The organism is Corynebacterium sp. HMSC077D03, assembly GCF_001808545.1.
Classification (GTDB): Bacteria; Actinomycetota; Actinomycetes; order Mycobacteriales; family Mycobacteriaceae; genus Corynebacterium; species Corynebacterium simulans.
Genome location: NZ_KV793680.1, coordinates 1,963 through 2,477 on the forward strand (window position 1 = coordinate 1,963; position 515 = coordinate 2,477).

Here is a 515-nt window from a genome sequence, read left to right on the forward strand (position 1 = left end):
TCTTCTCCGCGCACGCGGAGGTATTTCCGGTGGGAATCGTGTCAATCCCGGCGGCTCGGGCTCTTCTCCGCGCACGCGGAGGTATTTCGGATCGAAGTCGAGGCGGGCGGCGCGGATGCTGCTCTTCTCCGCGCACGCGGAGGTATTTCCATTTCTCATGGACGGAGCGGAAGCATGATTACCTCTTCTCCGCGCACGCGGAGGTATTTCCGAATAATCCGGTGGGGCGTATGAGTCCGTCTTCTCTTCTCCGCGCACGCGGAGGTATTTCCTTTAACCGCGTATCCATCCCTGGTGCCTTCCTCTCTTCTCCGCGCACGCGGAGGTATTTCCTTGGTTCAGCAGGCGAAGATGTATGCGGATGCCTCTTCTCCGCGCACGCGGAGGTATTTCCGCAACGTTGCACAATACGGCTTCCTCATGCGGCTCTTCTCCGCGCACGCGGAGGTATTTCCAACGCGCTGCAAATTGACCACGTTCACCCTCGCTCTTCTCCGCGCACGCGGAGGTATTTC

1 CRISPR repeat array is annotated in these 515 nt (G+C 59.6%).

From position 1 onward, the window contains the following. A CRISPR array of direct repeats spans positions 1–514; the repeat unit is 26 nt; unit sequence TCTTCTCCGCGCACGCGGAGGTATTT. The last annotated feature ends 1 nt before the right edge of the window (position 515 follow it).